The sequence below is a fragment of the Stenotrophomonas sp. YJH_SMC_82 genome (assembly GCF_059368875.1).
This window is the reverse complement of the sequence record NZ_JCAFSE010000001.1, coordinates 1,177,419-1,194,657: the sequence shown is the minus strand read 5'-3', so window position 1 is coordinate 1,194,657 and position 17,239 is coordinate 1,177,419. Positions and strand designations below refer to the sequence as shown.

Here is a 17,239-nt window from a genome sequence, read left to right as displayed (position 1 = left end):
TTGTGCCGCATCGCCTGCCAAGCCCGTGTTCAGGCCGATTCTCACCCTGTGCACGAGCGGCCGGCCACAGTGACCGCATGGCAGTCAATGACGATCTGGTGGTCCTGCGCCCCGAAGGGCTGTACTGCGCCGCCGGTGATTTCCACATCGATCCCTGGCGACCGGTCCCGCGCGCGGTCATCACCCATGGCCACGGCGATCACGCACGCCCGGGCATGGGCGAATACCACTGCAGCGACGGCAGCCTGCCGATCCTGCGCTGGCGCCTGGGCGATGTGCCGGTGCAGGCGCATGCCGAGGGCGTGCCGTTCCGCCTGGGCCGGGTGCAGGTATCGCTGCATCCCGCCGGCCATGTACTGGGGTCTTCGCAGGTGCGCATCGACGACGGGCAGCAGGTCTGGGTGGCGTCCGGCGACTACAAGCGCCAGCCTGATCCAACCTGTGCGCCGTTCGAAGTGGTGCCCTGCGATACCTTCATCACCGAGGCCACCTTTGCCCTGCCGATCTATCGTTGGCCGGACACGCCCACCGTCGCTGCGGAGATCGTGGCGTGGCGACGCGAATGCGAACAGCGCGGCGAAGCTGCCATCCTGCTGTGCTATGCACTGGGCAAGGCGCAGCGGGTACTGGCCGAACTGCTGCCGCTGGACGATCGCCCGGCCTGGCTGCACGGTGCCATCGCCAATGGTGTGGAGGTGTATCGGCAGGCCAACGTGCCAATGCTGGAGACGCTGGCGGTGGCCGAGCAGGGTCGCCAGCCGGATGCCGCCGGCCAGTTGATCCTCGCCCCGCCCTCGGCCGCCGGCACACCGTGGATGCGCCGCTTCGGCCGCTACCAGCTGGGCTTCGCCTCGGGCTGGATGCAGCTGCGCGGCAACCGGCGTCGCCGCAACGTCGATCGTGGCTTCGTCATTTCCGATCACGCCGATTGGCCCGCACTGCTGCAGACCATCGAACAGACCGGCGCGCAGCGGGTGATCGCCACCCATGGCAATACCGATGCGTTGATTCCCTTCCTGCGAGAGCGCGGCGTAGCGGCTGAAGCCTTCCGTACCGATTTCGGGAGCGAGGAATGAAGGCCTTCGCGGCGCTCTACCAGCGCCTGGACCGCAGCACCGCCACGCTGGACAAGCGTGCGGCATTGATCGATTACTTCCGCCAGGCAGGCGCGCACGATGCGGCGTGGGCGCTGTACCTGCTCAGCGGTGGCAAGGTGGGCGGCGCACGCCGCAAGATCGCCGCCAGTGGCGAACTGCGCGCCTGGATTGCCGAAGAATCCGGCTTGCCGCCATGGCTGGTGGAAGACAGCTATGCGCAGGTGGGTGACCTGGCCGAAACGTTGACCCTGCTGCTGGATGATCCATCCCAGCCGGCCGCCGACCGTGCGTTGGCGGATTGGATCGAACAGCATCTGCTGGCGGTGGCCAACCAGCCCGAAGCGGTACGCCGTGCGGCGGTCGTCGCGGGCTGGCAGCAGCTGTGCAGCAGCGAACGCCTGGTGTTCAACAAGCTGCTGACCGGCGCCCTGCGCGTTGGCGTCTCGCAGCGGCTGGTGCAGCAGGCACTGGCGGAGTGGTCCGGGCTGGACATCGCGCGCATCGCCCAGCGCATGCTTGGCGAGTGGGTGCCCTCGCCCGCACTGCTGGGCCAGCTGCTGTCGCCGGATGAGCTGCCACTGGACCGGCAGCAACCCTACCCGTTCTTTCTCGCCTCACCACTGGAAGGCGATCCTGCCGAACGCCTCGGCCCCATCGAAGATTGGCTGCTGGAATGGAAGTGGGATGGCATCCGCCTGCAGCTGCTGCGCCGGCGCGGCGAGGTCGCATTGTGGTCACGCGGCGAAGAGCGGCTGGATGGTCGCTTCCCCGAAATCGAACAGGCGGCGATGGCGCTTCCCGATGGCTGCGTGCTGGACGGAGAGCTGCTGGCCTGGGACGAAGCCACGGACCTGCCGCGTGCATTCACCGCGCTGCAGACCCGCATCCAGCGCCGCAAGCCCGGTGCGGCTACCCTGCGCAACACGCCGGTGCGCGTGCTCGCCTATGACCTGCTGGAACACGATGGCGCGGACCTGCGTGAGTTGCCGTTGCGGGAACGGCGTGCACGGCTTGCCGACGTCGTCGGTGCCCTGGGTGATGTACGGATCCAGCTCTCACCCGACGTTGCCGCCGAAGACTGGCCGCAGGCGGCGGCGATGCGCGATGTGGCACGCGAACGTGGCGTGGAAGGGCTGATGCTGAAACGTCGTGCCTCGCCCTACCAGGCCGGGCGACGCCGCGGTGACTGGTGGAAATGGAAGGTCGATCCGCTCACCATCGATGCAGTGCTCCTGTACGCGCAGGCTGGCCATGGGCGGCGCAGCACGTTGTACACCGACTACACCTTCGGCGTCTGGGACGGCGACACGCTGGTACCGGTGGCCAAGGCCTATTCGGGCCTGGATGACAAGGAGATCCTCGCGCTTGATCGCTGGATCCGCGCCAATACCCGCGAGCGCTTTGGCCCGGTGCGCAGCGTACGCCCCGAACACGTCTTCGAACTGGGCTTCGAGGCGGTCAACCGCAGCAGCCGGCACAAGTCCGGTATCGCCGTACGCTTTCCACGCATCCTGCGCTGGCGCCACGACAAGCCAGCCAGCGAGGCCGATCAGCTGGCTACCCTGCAGGCGCTGGCGCGATGAACCGCAGCCAGGCACTACGCCGGCTGGAAGACTGGTTCGCGTCGAAAGGCTGGCGCTCGTTGCCGTTCCAGCGCGCGATGTGGCGGCACTATCTCGCCGGCGGATCCGGGTTGCTGCACACGCCCACAGGCAGCGGCAAGACACTGGCGATGTTCGGGGGACCGCTGCTGCAGGCCATGATCGACCCACCGCCTTCGCCCCGCCGCGCCAGTGCGGTACGCCCGCTGCAGGTGCTGTGGGTGACGCCCTTGCGCGCGTTGGCCAGCGACACCGCGCGTGCGCTGCAGGCCGTGGTCGATGGGTTGCAGCTTGGATGGCGTGTCGGCCTGCGCAGCGGTGACGCCAGCAACCGCGAACGACGACAGGCACGCGAGGGCCGCATCGACGTACTGGTCACGACGCCGGAATCGCTGGCGCTGCTGTTGAGCTATCCGGATACGCTGCCGCGCATGCGCCAGCTGCGCTGCGTGGTGGTGGACGAATGGCACGAACTGCTGGGCAACAAGCGCGGCGTCCTGCTGCAGTTGAATCTGGCCGTGCTGCGCGATGCCGCGCCTGCATTGCAGCTGTGGGGGCTGTCGGCCACGCTGGGCAATCTGGATGAGGCGCGCGACGTGCTGCTGCCCGGACAGCCCGACGCGCCGATCGTGCAGGGCGTGCGCCCGCGTGCGACCACGGTGCGCAGCCTGCTGCCCGAACCCGGTGAACGCTTTCCCTGGGCCGGGCACCTGGGCCTGGCCCAACTGCCGCGGGTGCTGGACGCATTGATGCAGGCACGCAGCAGCCTGCTCTTCACCAACACCCGTGCACAGGCAGAACTGTGGCATCAGGCGCTGGCGTCGGTTTGGCCCGAGGAACACGACACGCTTGCGCTGCACCACGGTTCGCTGGATCCGGCGCTGCGCCAGCAGGTGGAGGACGGGCTGCGTGCAGGAACGCTGCGCTGCGTGGTCGCCACCTCCAGCCTCGACCTCGGCGTGGACTTTCCCGAGGTCGAACAGGTACTGCAGCTGGGCAGCCCGAAGGGCGTCGCCCGCCTGCGCCAGCGCGCCGGACGTGCGCGCCATCGTCCCGGTGCCAGTGGCGCGATCCTCTGCGTGCCGAGCCATGCGCTGGAACTGGCCGAGTACGCAGCCGTGCGTCGCGCACTGGCCGAAGGCGTGGTCGAAGCACGCAGGCCGCCGATGCTGTCGCTGGACGTTCTGGCCCAGCATGCGGTCAGCCGTGCCCTGGCCGGTGGCTTCCACGGGGATGCGCTGCTGGCGCAGGTCCGGCGCACCCATGCGTTCGCATCCCTGGCCGAGGACCAGTGGCAGGCCGTGCTGACTTTCATCGTGCAGGGGGGCCAGGCCCTGGCCCAGTACCCTGACTTCCACAAGGTCGTGCAGGACGCCGATGGCCGCTACCGGATGCACGACCGGCGCCAGGCACTACGCCACCGGCTGTCGATCGGCACCATCAGCAGCGATGGCAGCGTGCGCGTGCAGTTCCTGCGCGGGGCCGGCCTCGGCGCCGTGGAGGAACAGTTCGCCAGCCGCCTGCGCCGCGGAGACCGCTTCCAGTTCGCCGGGCGCCTGCTGGAGCTGGTGCAGCTGCGCGACATGACCGCCTTCGTGCGGCTGGCACGAGGGCGCGGTGAAGGTGTCGTGCCCCGCTGGCAGGGAGGCCAGCTGCCGCTGTCGATGGCACTCGGCGGCGAACTGGAGTCGGTGCTGTCAGGCGCCGACGACAGTGCGGAAGCGCGCTGGCTGGCACCGCTGCTGGCACTTCAGCAGCAGGTGTCGGCGCTTCCCGGCCCGGACCACGTGCTGCTGGAGGACGTACGCCGCCGCGAAGGCCAGTTCCTCTTCGTCTATCCCTTCGCCGGACGCCACGTGCACGAGGCGCTGGCCGCCCTGTTGGCACTGCGCTGCACCCGCCAGCAACGCAACAGCATCGGCTATGCCGTGAATGATCACGGCCTGGTGCTGGCACCGGCGCAGGCGATCGACCTGGACGCGGCGCAATGGCATGCGTTGTTCACCACCGATCAGCTGCTGGACGATCTGCGTGCGGCGGTGAACCTGGGCGAGCTTGCGCGGCGCCAGTTCCGTGGCATCGCGCGCGTCGCAGGCCTGCTGGTACCCAGCCTGCCGGGGGGCATGCCGCGATCGCTGCGCCAGCTGCAGGCCTCGGCGGGCCTGCTGTACGACGTATTGCGCGAGCATGACCCCGAGCACCTGCTGCTGGCGCTGGCCGAACGCGAAGTGCTGCACGACAGCCTTGACCTGCCGGGGCTACGCCAGGTGCTGGTCCGGATCGGCGCGCGACGCATGTCGATGCAGCGCCCTGCATCGCTGACGCCCCTGGGCTTTCCACTGTGGGCCGAACGCCTGCGCGGGCAGTTCAGCAACGAGGACTGGCGTACCCGCGTGCAACGCGCGGCCCAGCAGCTGGAACGTCGCCATGGCCGATGAAATACCACTGCTGCTTGCCGGCGAACCGGTGACCCTGGCGGGCGCACGCGCACTCTACTGGCCGGCGCGGCAGGCGCTGCTGATCGCGGACCTGCACCTGGGCAAGGCCGATGTGTTCCGCCGCGCCGGCATCGCGCTGCCCAGCGGCGGAACCGGCGAAGACCTGCAACGCCTGCAGGGTCTGCTGGACAGGCACGCCTGCCGCGAACTGTGGATCCTGGGCGACATCCTGCATGGGCCGGCGCATCGCGCCGCCTGGTACCAGCAATGGCTCGGCTGGCGCGAACGCAACACCGCACTGGACGTGCATGTCCTGCGCGGAAATCATGACCGGCAGCTACCGCATGCCCAGCTGCAGGTGCAGATCCACGAGGAGGTGCGGCTGGCGCCGTTCCTGCTGCGCCATGAACCGTGCGCAGATCCGGCGTGGCACGTGCTCGCAGGCCACCTGCATCCGCAGGTCGCACTGCCCGCATTGCGCCGGCGCTTCCCGGCCTTCTGGCTGCGCGAGCGGATGACGGTCCTGCCGGCCTTTTCCGGGTTCACCGCCGGAATCGTGCCTGCTCCCGCCAGCGGCGAACAGATGATCGCCTGCGTGGAAAACGGCCTGGTGGAACTGCCAGTGGCTTGAATCAGGCCGGACGAATGTCCAGCTGCGGCATCAACTGGAACTCAGGCGTGTCAACTTCACGTCGCCGCGGCAAGGCCTGGATTGCCGCCAGCATCTCCTGTGCGCAGGCGCGGATGCGTCCGTGGTGCTCCGGCGATGCATGACTGATCAAGCTGCCCACATGGAATTCGAACACGTCCTCCAGTACGTCGGGCTGGTCCTCGTGCAGCATCTGCAACAGTCCGCGCAGCTTGCAGATTTCCGATTCCAGCTCCTCGACCGCGAACCACATGGCGTCCTCCTCTTCAACAACAGGCGGCACGTCCGGGCCGCGACAGGCCGCAACGGCAGCGCCGCCCGGGCCACGCGCGATGTCAATCACGGAAAGGAAAACGGGCGACGCGCAATCGCGTGCAACCTACTTCTCGCATATACACGGTGAGGCAACCGTTAATTCGCGTGACAGCGCGCTTCACGCATTCGCAGTGATCGCGCTGATGCCAGGCATCTGCGCCCCTGCAGCCAACGCGTCGACAAATGCCGGATCCAGCGCAAGCGAACCGAACCAGCCATGCTGGGTACCGCTGAGCACGCGCAGCATGTGGCCACGCCCACCCGGCAGGCGCCCCATCGGCCCGAGCAGCACGTCGCGTGCCTTTGCCCAGGCATCGCGATCAGACTGGAACAGCGGCGTCAGCCAACGGCTCCAGCGCTGGTAGACCGCAACGTGCGCCCTGCGCTGCGCCTGGTAGGCCTGCAATGCAGCGCCTCCCCCGCCATGTGCGCGCACGGCATCGCGCAATGCCAGCGCATCGAGCAGCGCCATGTTCACGCCCTGCCCCAGCTGCGGGCTCATCGCATGTGCGGCATCGCCGGCCAGCACCATGCGGCCGCAATGCCAGCGCGTCATCACGGCGTCACGGTAGACCGCGCGCGCCAGCTGGCCGGCATCATGCAGATGCGCAAAGCGCGCGCTGGCCTGCGGCCACAGCGCGTGCAGCTCGTCCAGCCAGGGCGTCATGCCATCGGCCTGCCATCGTTCGAAGTCGGCGCGTGGCAGGCTCCAGAAGAAGCTCAGGCGCGGCGTGTCATCACCGGGCCGCGTACCGACCGGCAGCAGCCCGATCATCTTGCGCGCGGCCACGTAGCGCTGCCGCAGCTCCTGCAGGTGCGGCCAGTCCTCGGCCGGCAGCAGGCACCACAGTGCGCCCCAGGGATACACGCGGTCCAGCCCGGTGCCGCCTTCGATCGAGCCGCGCAGCGTCGAAGCCGCACCATCGGCGGCCACCACCAGGTCGAACGGCCCATGCATACGGCCCTCACTGTCATGCAGGCGGCCCTGTGCGGCATCCACTGCGGCGATGGTGACGCCGGCATGCAGCTGGCCCGCACCCGCACGCGCCCCGTCCAGCAGCGAGAACAGCGCCCCACGCTGCATGCCGAGGCCGTGCAGGCGCGCGTCCAGGCCGTCATAGCGCATGTCCATCACCGTGCGCTCGCACGGTGTATCGCCATACAGACGGTGCACCGGCGCCGCATGCGCGCGCACGGCATCAAGCAGGCCCATCTGCCACAGCACCTGCAGGCCGCTGGGCTGCAGCAGGAAGCCGGCGCCAACCGGCCCCGGCGAGGGCACGCGTTCGAAGATCTCCACCTCGTGGCCATCACGAGAGAGCAGGATGGACAATGCCTGTCCAGCGGTGCCGTAGCCGATCACGGCGATGCGCAGTCGTTCCTTCATCGGCGCATTGTGCCCGAGCGCAAATCCGGATGGCCACCTGGAACCCTGTCCACAGCGCCGCAATGCCCGTCGCGACGCAAAAAAAACCCCGCCGAAGCGGGGTTTTCAACGCACTGTCGAGTGGATCACTCGGCCGGCGTGATGTTCGAAGCCTGGGCACCCTTCGGGCCCTGGGTCACGTCATAGGTGACACGCTGGCCTTCCTGCAGGCTGCGGAAGCCCTTGGAGTTGATGGCGGAGAAGTGCGCGAACACGTCGGCGCTGCCATCCTCCGGCGAGATGAAGCCAAATCCCTTGGCGTCGTTGAACCACTTGACGGTACCGTTCGGCATGGTGATGCGAGACCTTATGCAATGAATGGGTGGTGTACGCTGAACCCGCGCACAAGCTGAGTATGCAAAGCTTGCTCGGGGAAGACAATCACCCCCGCGCCAATTCGCCCACCAGTTCCGGAAGTCCGTTGCTGGCCGCCTGCACGTTCGCCAGTACTTCGGCCATCGTAATCTCCTCGCCATCACCGCAGCCGGCGGCCCAGTTGGCGATGATTGCCAGGCAGGCGTAATCCAGCCCCAGCTCGCGTGCCAGCGCGGCCTCCGGCATGCCGGTCATGCCTACCAGGTCGCAGCCGTCACGGCGCATGCGGGCGATCTCGGCGATGGTCTCCAGGCGCGGGCCCTGCGTCGCGCCGTAGCAGCCACCGTCATGGACCGTGACGCCGGTCACTTTCGCTGCCGCCAGGATCTTGCTGCGCAGCATCGGCGTATAGGGGTGGCCGAAATCGACGTGGACCACGTCGGTGCCTTCTTCTTCACAGATCGTGCTGATGCGGCCCCAGGTGTAGTCGATGATCTGGTCCGGGCAGGCCAGCACGCGCGGGCCGAAGTCTTCGGTGATGCCACCCACCGTGTTCAATGCCAGCACGCGCTGCGCGCCCAGCTGCTGCAGCGCGGCCAGGTTGGCGCGGTAGTTGATCTTGTGCGGCGGCAGTGAGTGCCCCTCGCCATGCCGCGCCAGGAACGCCACGCGATGACCGAGCAGCGTGCCCACGCGCACCGGGCCGGACGGGCGGCCAAAGCGGGTGTCGACCTCGTGGGTCTGCACGTCGTCGAGCTTGGCCAGGTTGTAGACACCGGTACCGCCGATCACGGCCAGGGCGATCTGTTGCATTCAAAGCACTCCATGGAAAGACGAACGCCGGCACCCGAGGATGCCGGCGGTGGAAGAAGACGCGCCGCAGGCAGCTGCGCCGTTACTCCTTCATTGCGTAGATCGCCGGCACGCAGCGCAGGGTCTCGTTGACGTCCATGCCGAAGCCGAACACGTAGCGGTCCGGCAGCTCGATGCCGGCGTAGTCGGCGGTCACGTCCGGCAGTGCGCGGTCGTGCTTCTTCACGGTCATCGCGGCGATGCGCACGTCGGTCGCGCCCTGCTCCAGGCACCAGGTGCGGACGCCCTGCAGGGTGTAGCCCTCGTCGAGGATGTCGTCGATCAGCAGCACGCGGCGGCCGAACAGCGAGGTGGCCGGCTTGTGCTTCCAGACCAGGTCACCGCCGGTGGTTTCACCGCGGTAGCGGGTCGCGTGCAGGTAATCGAACTGCACGTCCTGGCCGCGCGCGCCCAGTTCCAGCGCCAGCTGGCCGGCGAATGGCAGCGCACCATGCATGATGGACAGGAACAGCGGCACCTCGCCCTTGTAATCGCGCGCGATGGCGTCGGCGATACCGGCGATGGCCTTGTCGATGGTGGGGCGGTCGACCAGCAGGTCAGCCTGGGCCAGGGCCTGGGAAATGGTGAGGTTGGGCATCAGACGGTTCTTCCAAGGGTTTCAAGCAGACGGGATTGGGTGTCGCCATGGCGGGCGTCGGCCAGCAGGCCGTCCCAGCCGAGCGCGCCGCGGCCAAGCAGGCCCAGCAGCGCAGCAGTATTGAGGGAGCGTCCCTGCACCGCGTGCAGGGCTTCATCGACCAGTTCCGGGTGGCAGACCAGCACCACGTCGCAGCCGGCATCCAGGTGCGCGTGCACGCGTGCCGGCACGCCACCGGCACTGTGCGAGGCGGCCATGCCGATGTCATCGGAGAACACCACGCCACGGAAGCCGAGCTCGCCACGCAGGATGTCCTGGATCCAGCGCGGGGAATAGCCGGCCGGCTCCGGCGCCACCTGCGGATAGATCACGTGCGCCATCATCACCGCATCGGCACCGGCGGCGATGCCGGCCTGGAACGGCACCAGGTCCTGGGCGCGCAGTTCGTCCAGCGCGCGCGGGTCGATCGCGGTATCGACGTGGGTGTCTTCCAGCACGGTGCCGTGGCCGGGGAAATGCTTGAGCGTGGCGGCCATGCCGACCGCATGCATGCCGCGCACATAGGCGGCGGTGAACGCGGCCACCACCTGCGGGTCTTCACTGAAGGCACGGTTGCCGATGGCGCGGTTGCCGCGGCCAAGGTCGACCACCGGCGCGAAACTCAGGTCGAGGCCGCTGGCACGTACTTCGCTGGCCATCAGCCAGGCATGCTGTTCGGCCAGGGCCAGCGCCTGCTGCGGGTCGGCGGCGTACAGCGCGCCGATGTCCTGCAGCGGCGGCAGCGCGCTGTAGCCCTCGCGGAAACGCTGCACACGGCCGCCTTCCTGGTCCACGCAGATCAGCTGCGGGCGCGGGGCGGCGGCACGGATCGCCGCACTCAGATCGGTCACCTGCTGGCGCGAGGCGAAGTTGCGCTTGAACAGCACCACCCCGGCCACGGCGTCGTGCTGCAGCCAGTCACGTTCCTGGGCGGTCAGTTCGGTGCCGGCAACGCCGATCAGCAGCATGGTCGATCTCCACAACGCGCGCCCGCATGGCGCAGTGCCGCATTGTCGCAGAACCGGCCGACAGGCGCAGGGGTCAGACGAAGGGGAGTGTGGGGTCAGAGCCCCTGCGGGGATCTGACCCCGGGGTCGGATTCCCGCGGGGGGCTGCCCCCGGTCTGCTCAGACCTTGCAGCCGTCCGGGCCGCAGGCCTCGTCGCCGTCAGCCGAAGCTGCCGGGGCGCCCTGTTCGGCTGCGATCTGGCGAAGGGCGTTGGCGAAGGCCTCTGGCGGCTGGGCCCCGGAAATGGCCCACTTCCCATCGATGACGAAAGTCGGCACCGAGGAAATGCCCAGTGCATGGGCCTGCGCCAGCCTGGCTTCGACCTCGGCCAGGCCGCGGTCGGAGCCCAGCATCTGCGCGATTTCAGCACCGTCCAGGCCGCCAGCCACGCCGGCCTTCACCAGCACTGCAGTATCGGCCAGATTCTGGCCATGCTCGAAGTGGGCACGGAAAAGTGCTTCGCCGACCGCATCCTGCACGCCGTGCTGGCCGGCCAGCCACAACACCCGATGGGCCGGCAGCGTGGTCACCCGCACCTGGCCCTGGCTGAAATCCATCGGCAGGCCCTCGGCCCGCGCGGTGGTCTGGGTCTGGCCGAGGATCTGCTCGGTGCGCTCGACGCCACCGAACTTGCGCACATAGGCCTCGCGCAGCGGCACCGGGGTGGTGTCCGCGTCCGGGTCCAGCTGGAACGGCTGCCAGTGGATATCGAGTTCAGGCGCATTGGCGCCGAGCAACTGCACACCCTGCTGGAAGCGATGCTTGCCGATCCAGCACCAGGGGCAGACCACGTCGGAGTAGATGTCGATTCTCATCCCCACCACATGGGGCCCGCCTCCCTCGAAAAAAGGGGACGGAGGGGATTAAGTCGTTTCCAGCACAGCTGGGGTAAAGACGACTTAATCCCCTCCGTCCCCTTTTTTGGGGGCTTCACCACTGTGAATAGGGGTGACTGGCCAGTGCGACGTTGTAGTAGCGCGCGTCGTCGGTGACTTCGGCACCCACCCAGTCCGGCAGTTCGATCGCCTGGTCGGCGCTGTCCAGCTCGACTTCGGCCACGACCAGGCCGGCGTTGTCGCCGAGGAACTCGTCCACCTCCCAGGTCAGGCCGGCGTGTTCGACCAGGTGGCGGCGCTTGTCGATCAGGCCACCGACGCACAGCGCCAACAGGGCGCGCGCATCCTCCACCGGGATCGGGTAGTCGAACTCCTGGCGGGTATGGCCGATGGTGCGCGACTTCAGGTTCAGCGCGGCGTGGTCGCCTTCGATGCGCACGCGCACCGAGGCGTTCTGGGTGCCGCGGTCGAGCGCGCCCATGTCGTTGATGTAGCCCTGCGCCATCGGGATCACCCGATGCGCGGCGGTGCGCCAGCCATCACTGCTGACGAGGAATTTGCGTTCGATTTCGATGCCCATCGCGCCATTATGCGCGATGGGTGATGACAACCTGTCAGCGCTTCTCGAACACCGCGATGCTTTCCACGTGCGCGGTATGCGGGAACATGTCCATGGCACCGGCGCTGACCAGGGTGAAGCCCTGTTCGTTGACCAGATAGCCGGCATCGCGCGCCAGCGAGCCCGGGTGGCAGCTGACGTAGACAATGCGCTTGAACTGCTTCAGCGGCAGCTGCTGCAGCACTTCGATCGCACCCGAGCGCGGCGGGTCCAGCAGCAGCTTGTCAAAGCCCTGGCGCATCCACGGGGTGCTGCGCTGGTCCTGGGTCAGGTCGGCGCTGAAGAACTGCGCGTTGGCCAGGCCGTTGCGCTCGGCGTTCTCACGCGCACGCGCCACCAGGCCGGCATCGCCTTCCACGCCAACCACCTCGCGCACGCGGCGCGCCAGCGGCAGGGTGAAGTTGCCCAGGCCGCAGAACAGGTCCAGTACACGCTCGTCCTCACCCGGTTCCAGCAGGTCCAGGGCGTGGGCGATCATCTTCTCGTTGAGCTTGGCATTGACCTGGATGAAGTCCAGCGGGCGGAACGCCAGCTCGACATCCCACGGCGCCAGACGGAACGACAGCGGCACACCCTGCCCGTCCAGCGGCTGCACGGTATCCACGCCGCCGGACTGCAGGTAGATCACGAAGCCATGCTGCTGGCCGAAAGCCGCCCAGGCCGCGCGGTCGGCATCGCTGAGCGGCTGCAGATGGCGAACGGTCAGGACCACGGCCTGGTCACCGGCGATGAATTCGATCTGCGGGATGTCACGCTTGCCATCGAGTGACTCGATGAAGGTGGACAGCGCCTCGACCTTGGTGCCGATCTCGGGGATCACGGTCAGGCACTGGCTGAGGTCGGCGACGAAGCGCGGATCCTGTTCACGGAAGCCGACCAGGGTCTTGTCCTTCTTTTCGACCCGGCGCACCGAGAAGCGGCCCTTGCGGCGGTAGCCCCAGCTCTCGCCGACCAGCGGCGCGAGCACGGTGCCCGGCTTCACATGGCCGATCCGCTCCAGGTTGTCCATCAGCACGCGCTGCTTGGCCACGATCTGCTGGTCCTCGTCCAGGTGCTGCAGCACGCAGCCGGCGCAGGTGCCGAAATGGGGGCACTTGGGGGTCACCCGCTGCGGCGAGGCCTGCAGCACCTCCAGGGTGCGCGCCTCGTCGAAATGGCGGCTGCGGGCAGTCTGTTCAGCCATCACCACCTCGCCGGGCAGCGCGCCGCTGACGAAGGTGACCTTGCCGCCCTCGCCTTCACGGCGGGCGACACCGCGACCATCATGGCTGAGGTCGAGGATCTCGGTCTGGAATGGGGTACGGTCAGTGCGGGAACGGGATCGGGCCACGTGGCAACAGGCTGCGGGCAAAAATGGGGGCGTATTGTCGCAGATCCTGACCGACGGGGCCTGGACCCGCTTGCGCCCGTGGCCGTCGTGCTTGATGATTGGGCCAGCTGACATGGAGGCAGCCCTGATGCAGATGACCCCGCGGGCCGCACGGCCCCGCTTCCTGCTTGTCGAGGACGACATCATCAGCCGCGGTTTTTTCAAGGCGGCGTTGGAAACGTTACCGGCGGATGTGGATACCGCAGATTCGCTGGCCAGTGCCCTGGCCAGTGCCGAACCCGGCGCGCATGATCTGTGGCTGATCGACGTCAACCTGCCGGATGGCAATGGCGCGCAACTGCTGCGTGAGCTACGCCGCTCACATCCCGACACACCGGCGCTGGCACATACGGCCGACGGCGATACCTCCATCCACGCCCGCCTGCGCGAAGCCGGTTTCAGCGACACCCTGGTCAAGCCGCTGGGCCGCGACCAGCTGCTGAAGGCCGTGCGCCGTGCGCTGGTCAACAGCCCGGCGGGAATCTTCGTGGCACAGGCCCCGGCCGCGGTCGAGCTGGCCGTTCAGGACTGGGACGAGACTGCGGCATTGGCCGCGCTCAATGGCCAGCGCAACCACCTGATCGCACTGCGCGAGCTGTTCCTGGCCGAGTTGCCCGGTGTGCGCGACGCGGTCGAGCAGGCGGTGGACCAGCACGACGAGCGCCAGCTGCGCAGCCAGCTGCACCGGTTGCAGGCGAGCTGTGGCTTCGTGGGGGCGGCACGGTTGGGCCGGGCGGTGCGCCAGCTGCATCATGCACCCGAGTCCGGGCAGGCCCAGGACGGGTTCCGCGCCGCGGTAGCTGCCCTGCTGCATTGAGGGTTTTTCGGCAGGGCTGCGCCCTGCACCCGCAGAGGCTTCAAGCCAAGCCAAGGCAACAGCAACAGCAACGGCATGCATTCCGTGGGTTGGCGGTGCGGTATCGGAGGGCGGGGACGCCGTAAACCCGTCCTTGGGGGCTTGGCAGCCGCATCCATGCGGCTGACACCCCGCCCTCCGATACCGCCCCACCTCTTACAGTTTTCCGCGATCGGGTAGATCCACGCCATGCGTGGATGAATTTCTGTCAGATATCGAAATCAATCTGGGGTCGGATCCGTTTTCCTGCGGAAAACGGATCCGACCCCACGCCGTTCCGACAGTTCGCGGAACACTGTCGAAGGCGGGGTGGGTCCGGTTGCGGGAGCGTCCGCGGCATGGATGCCGCGGCCAAGCCCCCAGGGACGGGTTTACGGCGTCTCCCGCAACCGGACCCACCCGCCTACCCACGGATAGCCAGCTTTTGCTGTTGACGTTGACCTTGATTCGGCTTCGGCTTCGGCAGGTGCAGGGCTGCAAGCCCTGCCGCCCCACCTACCTGCGCGGCGCAAGCTGCTCGAGCATTTCCCAGGACTTCAGCCCGCGCGCGCCCAGGTGATGGGCCAGCACCCGCCGCATCGGCAGGCGCAGGCTGGCCAGATCGGCGGCATCCGGTTCTTCGTCGGCCGCAAGGGCCAGCAGCGCCGAGCCAGTGGCCGCCGCCCGGCGCTCCCCGCCACGCTCGCTCAGCAGGCGCTGCGCCCCTTCCTGCGGGTCCAGCTCGTAGCGCGCCGCCGGGTCGATCGGCTGGCCATCACTGGCACTGTCCAGCTCGAAACCCAGGCCCAGCGCGGACAGCAGTTCGCGCTCGAAACGGCGCAGGGTCCAGGCCAGGCCGGCACCGACCGCCAGCCGCGCGCGTGCCTCACCGTAGGCAAGGTACAGCTCCGGCAGCGGGTCCTGGCGCGGGGCCAGGCGCAGGGTCAGTTCACTCAGGTAGAAGCCGGCCAACATCGCCTGGCCGACCAGGCGTGGCGCGGCATCCAGCGCCTCGGCACCCCGCAGCTGGGCCAGTTCACCCCGCTGCTGGGCACTGAAGCGGATCCACTGCAACGGCTGCAGGGCGGCGCGCAGCACCTGGCCCTTGGCGGTGGACACGCCACGCGCCAGCAGGCCGATACGGCCATGCTGCGCGCTCAACACTTCGACCAGCAGGCTGGTCTCGCGGTAGGCCCGTGCGTGCAGCACGAAGCCGGCGTCGTCCTCGATCATCATCGAAGCGACCGTCGCGGCTTATTCGTAGCCGAAGGCCTTCAGCGCGGCCTCGTCGTCGGACCAGCCTTCACGCACGCGCACCCAGGTTTCCAGGAACACCTTGGCCCCGAACAGACGCTCCATCTGCAGGCGGGACTTGGCGCCGATCTCCTTCAGGCGGGCGCCGCCCTTGCCGATCACGATGGCCTTCTGCCCCTCGCGCTCGACCCAGATCACCGCACCGATGCGCAGCAGGTTGCCATCCTCGGTGAAGCGCTCGATCTCGACGGTGGTTGCGTACGGCAGTTCCTCGCCGAGCTGGCGCATCAACTGCTCGCGCACCAGTTCACCGGCCAGGAAACGCTGGCTGCGATCGGTGATCTCGTCCTCGCCGAACATCGGCGGGGCTTCCGGCAGCAGCTTCAGCACGTCGCGCACCAGCGCTTCCAGGCCGTTGCGCTTCTGCGCCGAGATCGGGTGCACGGCGGCGAAATCACGACCTTCGGTCACCTGCTGCAGGAACGGCAGCAGCGCGCCCTTTTCCTTCAGGCGATCGATCTTGTTGACCACCAGCACCACCGGGATGCCGGCGTCGCGCAGCACGTTGAACGCCAGGCTGTCCTCTTCATCCCAGCGACCGGCTTCGATCACCAGCAGGCCGGCATCGACGCCTTCCAGCGAGCCACGCGCGGCGCGGTTCATCACCCGGTTCATCGCCCGCTTCTGCACCTTGTGCAGGCCGGGGGTGTCGACCAGCACCAGCTGGCCTTCCGGATAGGTGGCGATGCCCAGCAGGCGATGGCGCGTGGTCTGCGGACGGTTGGAGACGATGCTGACCTTGGCGCCGACCAGGGCATTGGTCAGGGTCGACTTGCCCACGTTCGGGCGGCCGATGACGGCCACGCTGCCGCAATGATGGGGAGTTTGTTCGCTCACTTGGAATCCAGTTGTGCTAGGACGGCCGCAGCCGCCTGTTGTTCGGCAAGCCGCCGCGAGGCGCCTTCGCCCTCGGTGCTGGCGGCCGGGTCGGCTACGTTGCAGCGTACCCGGAAGTGCTTGGCGTGGTCGTCACCGGATTCTGACACCAGTTCATACTGCGGCAACGCCTTCTGTCGGGCCTGCAGCCATTCCTGCAGGCGGGTCTTGGGGTCCTTCTCGGGCCGGCCGGAGGCCGGCAGTGCCTCGATCGAAGCGCTGAACCAGGGCAGTACCACCGCCCGGCAGGCCTCGAAGCCGGCATCCAGGTAGATCGCAGCCACCACGGCTTCCACCGCGTCGGCCAGGATCGAATCACGACGGTGGCCGCCGGACTTCATTTCGCCCGGACCCAGGATCAGTCGATCGCCCAGTTCCAGGGTGCGCCCGATCACCGCCAGCGCGCCTTCACGCACCAGCTCGGCGCGGGCACGGGTCATCGCGCCTTCGTCAGCCTTGGGCCAGCGCTGGTACAACGCCTCGGCCGCCATCATGTTGACGATGCTGTCGCCCAGGAACTCCAGGCGCTCGTTGTGTGGCGCACCGGCACTGCGATGCGTCAGCGCCTGCTTCAGCAGCGCCGGGTCGCGGAAGGGATGACCGATCAGGTCACCACGTTGGAAAGGTTTATTCGGCACCGCTTCGGGTCAGGTCCTGGGATGAATCGAATTTGCCAACCACGTCCAGGTTGCCGACCAGCGGACGGCGCACTTCGTAGTTGACCTTGAGGGTCCAGCCATTGTCGCGGCGGTCGAACTTCACGTTGGCCGGCTTCACGTTTTCCGAGTAGTTGATGTACAGCCGCTTGAAGAACAGATCCTGGATCCGGGCCGGTTCCATGCTGCCCACACCCGGCTCGTTGGCCAGGCTCTTCATCGCCGAGCGCACCGCGTAATACTCCTGGTACATCGGGAACAGCTTCATGCCGATGTAAAGGAAGAAACCGACCACGATCAGGACCGCCAGGAACGAGGTCAGGGTCATGCCACGCTGCGTGTTCATCGTCTTCATTGCGTTCTCCCCAGATACGCGTTGGATGTGAAAATACTCGG

General features: G+C 67.8%; 18 protein-coding genes. 5 read left to right on the top strand and 13 right to left on the bottom strand.

Going from position 1 to position 17,239, the window contains the following annotated elements; genetic code table 11:
* Window positions 1-77 precede the first annotated feature (77 nt).
* Genes AC5P53_RS05285 through pdeM form a run of 4 tightly spaced genes read left to right on the top strand, consistent with a single transcriptional unit; the run spans window position 78 to window position 5,767 of the window.
* Window positions 78-1,076, top strand: coding sequence for a ligase-associated DNA damage response exonuclease (locus AC5P53_RS05285; protein WP_046431930.1), 999 nt, complete (start codon window positions 78-80; stop codon window positions 1,074-1,076).
* The gene (locus tag AC5P53_RS05280; RefSeq protein ID WP_241887563.1) at window positions 1,073-2,680 is read left to right on the top strand and encodes an ATP-dependent DNA ligase; all 1,608 of its coding nucleotides are present in this window, start codon (window positions 1,073-1,075) and stop codon (window positions 2,678-2,680) included. Before AC5P53_RS05285 ends, AC5P53_RS05280 begins: the two co-directional genes overlap by 4 nt.
* Window positions 2,677-5,136, top strand: a complete 2,460-nt coding sequence (locus tag AC5P53_RS05275) for a ligase-associated DNA damage response DEXH box helicase (RefSeq protein WP_075077045.1) — start codon at window positions 2,677-2,679, stop codon at window positions 5,134-5,136. The genes AC5P53_RS05280 and AC5P53_RS05275 overlap by 4 nt, the downstream gene beginning before the upstream one ends.
* Window positions 5,126-5,767, top strand: coding sequence for a ligase-associated DNA damage response endonuclease PdeM (gene pdeM / locus AC5P53_RS05270; RefSeq protein WP_014647987.1), 642 nt, complete (start codon window positions 5,126-5,128; stop codon window positions 5,765-5,767). The genes AC5P53_RS05275 and pdeM overlap by 11 nt, the downstream gene beginning before the upstream one ends.
* Before the next feature lies 1 nt (window position 5,768).
* Here the strand turns inward: pdeM and AC5P53_RS05265 are convergent, their stop codons facing one another.
* The 9 genes from AC5P53_RS05265 to rlmD all read right to left on the bottom strand — a co-directional run bounded on the left by AC5P53_RS05265 (window position 5,769) and on the right by rlmD (window position 13,123).
* Window positions 5,769-6,038, bottom strand: coding sequence for a hypothetical protein (locus AC5P53_RS05265; RefSeq protein WP_014647988.1), 270 nt, complete (start codon window positions 6,036-6,038; stop codon window positions 5,769-5,771).
* A 180-nt stretch (window positions 6,039-6,218) separates the two neighbouring features.
* Entirely contained in the window at window positions 6,219-7,487 is a 1,269-nt protein-coding gene (locus tag AC5P53_RS05260) for an FAD-dependent oxidoreductase (protein ID WP_014647989.1), read from the bottom strand.
* A gap of 125 nt (window positions 7,488-7,612) precedes the next feature.
* Complete coding sequence (locus AC5P53_RS05255; protein ID WP_005410590.1) at window positions 7,613-7,819, bottom strand: cold-shock protein; 207 nt, start codon at window positions 7,817-7,819, stop codon at window positions 7,613-7,615.
* Between the two features lie 88 nt (window positions 7,820-7,907).
* The gene (locus AC5P53_RS05250; protein WP_006461208.1) at window positions 7,908-8,654 is read right to left on the bottom strand and encodes an S-methyl-5'-thioinosine phosphorylase; all 747 of its coding nucleotides are present in this window, start codon (window positions 8,652-8,654) and stop codon (window positions 7,908-7,910) included.
* An 82-nt stretch (window positions 8,655-8,736) separates the two neighbouring features.
* A complete protein-coding gene (locus AC5P53_RS05245; protein ID WP_014038078.1) occupies window positions 8,737-9,291 on the bottom strand; it encodes a hypoxanthine-guanine phosphoribosyltransferase in 555 nt (184 codons plus the stop codon).
* A complete protein-coding gene (nagZ, locus tag AC5P53_RS05240) occupies window positions 9,291-10,298 on the bottom strand; it encodes a beta-N-acetylhexosaminidase (RefSeq protein ID WP_014647990.1) in 1,008 nt (335 codons plus the stop codon). The genes AC5P53_RS05245 and nagZ overlap by 1 nt, the downstream gene beginning before the upstream one ends.
* A gap of 159 nt (window positions 10,299-10,457) precedes the next feature.
* On the bottom strand, window positions 10,458-11,153 hold the full coding sequence (locus AC5P53_RS05235) for a DsbA family oxidoreductase (RefSeq protein ID WP_180834814.1): 696 nt from the start codon (window positions 11,151-11,153) through the stop codon (window positions 10,458-10,460).
* A gap of 115 nt (window positions 11,154-11,268) precedes the next feature.
* Window positions 11,269-11,754 (bottom strand): CYTH domain-containing protein, encoded by a 486-nt coding sequence (locus tag AC5P53_RS05230; RefSeq protein WP_100450446.1) that lies wholly within the window; start codon window positions 11,752-11,754, stop codon window positions 11,269-11,271.
* Window positions 11,755-11,788: 34 nt separating this feature from the next.
* Entirely contained in the window at window positions 11,789-13,123 is a 1,335-nt protein-coding gene (gene rlmD / locus AC5P53_RS05225) for a 23S rRNA (uracil(1939)-C(5))-methyltransferase RlmD (RefSeq protein WP_032959001.1), read from the bottom strand.
* Window positions 13,124-13,250: 127 nt separating this feature from the next.
* On the opposite strand from rlmD, the gene AC5P53_RS05220 reads away from it, so the two are divergent.
* Entirely contained in the window at window positions 13,251-13,979 is a 729-nt protein-coding gene (locus tag AC5P53_RS05220) for a response regulator (protein WP_014647994.1), read from the top strand.
* A 534-nt stretch (window positions 13,980-14,513) separates the two neighbouring features.
* Here AC5P53_RS05220 and recO read toward each other — a convergent pair.
* The 4 genes from recO to AC5P53_RS05200 are packed head-to-tail and all read right to left on the bottom strand — an operon-like array spanning window position 14,514 to window position 17,198.
* Entirely contained in the window at window positions 14,514-15,233 is a 720-nt protein-coding gene (gene recO, locus AC5P53_RS05215) for a DNA repair protein RecO (protein WP_241887761.1), read from the bottom strand.
* A gap of 18 nt (window positions 15,234-15,251) precedes the next feature.
* Window positions 15,252-16,148: a GTPase Era gene (gene era, locus AC5P53_RS05210; RefSeq protein WP_005410599.1), complete on the bottom strand. Its 897-nt coding sequence runs from the start codon at window positions 16,146-16,148 to the stop codon at window positions 15,252-15,254.
* On the bottom strand, window positions 16,145-16,825 hold the full coding sequence (gene rnc / locus AC5P53_RS05205) for a ribonuclease III (RefSeq protein ID WP_032958999.1): 681 nt from the start codon (window positions 16,823-16,825) through the stop codon (window positions 16,145-16,147). The genes era and rnc overlap by 4 nt, the downstream gene beginning before the upstream one ends.
* Window positions 16,815-17,198 (bottom strand): DUF4845 domain-containing protein, encoded by a 384-nt coding sequence (locus AC5P53_RS05200; protein ID WP_014647998.1) that lies wholly within the window; start codon window positions 17,196-17,198, stop codon window positions 16,815-16,817. The genes rnc and AC5P53_RS05200 overlap by 11 nt, the downstream gene beginning before the upstream one ends.
* Window positions 17,199-17,239 lie beyond the last annotated feature (41 nt).